At 69.5% G+C, this 885-nt stretch carries 1 protein-coding gene; it reads left to right on the plus strand.

Going from position 1 to position 885, the window contains the following annotated elements; all coding sequences use genetic code 11:
- The coding region (locus tag AC0L3N_RS33870; RefSeq protein WP_473552035.1) for an Ig-like domain-containing protein at positions 1–885 on the plus strand (885 nt) is incomplete at both ends.

The following is an 885-nucleotide window of genomic DNA, read 5'->3' on the forward strand; positions in this document are numbered from 1 at the left end:
GGCGGCGCCGGCATCGCCGGCACCTACGGCACGCTGACGCTGAACGCCAACGGCAGCTACAGCTATGACGGCTTTGCCAACGTCGTGCCGGCCGGCGGCGCCACCGACACCTTCGTCTACACCATCATGGACGGCGACGGCGACCTGTCGACGACGACGCTGACCATCACCCTGTCGGACAGCGGCCTGGCGGCCGCCAATGACGACGCCACGGTCAACGAAGCGGCGCTGGCGATCGGCAGCAATCCGCCGAGCCCGGCCGAGACGGTGACCGGCACGGTCGCCGACAACGTCTCCGGCGGCAGCGGCCCCTACACCTATGCGCTGCTGAGCAGCACAACCGGCTCGCACGGCACGCTGACCTTCAATGCCGACGGCACCTACAGCTACACGCTGACCGCACCGGTCGACGGCGCCGATGCCAACAACGGCACCAACACGGTCGACAACGTCGAGAGCTTCACCTACCAGGCGACCGACGCCAACGGCAACACGGTCACCAGCACCATCACCATCGACGTCGTCGACGACGTGCCGACGGCGAACGCCAACACCAACAGCGTGGCCGAAGGCGCCATCGCCACCGGCAACGTGCTGAGCGACGCCACCGACGACGTGTTCGGCGCCGACGGTGCGGCCGCCGGTGGCGGCGTTGTCGGCGTGGCCGCCGGCAGCAACACCGCCAGCCCGGTGAGCGGCGGCCTGGGCGGCGCCGGCATCGCCGGCACCTACGGCACGCTGACGCTGAACGCCAACGGCAGCTACAGCTATGACGGCTTTGCCAACGTCGTGCCGGCCGGCGGCGCCACCGACACCTTCGTCTACACCATCATGGACGGCGACGGCGACCTGTCGACGACGACGCTGACCATCACCCTGTCGGAC

The sequence above is a fragment of the Mesorhizobium sp. WSM4807 genome (assembly GCF_055811615.1).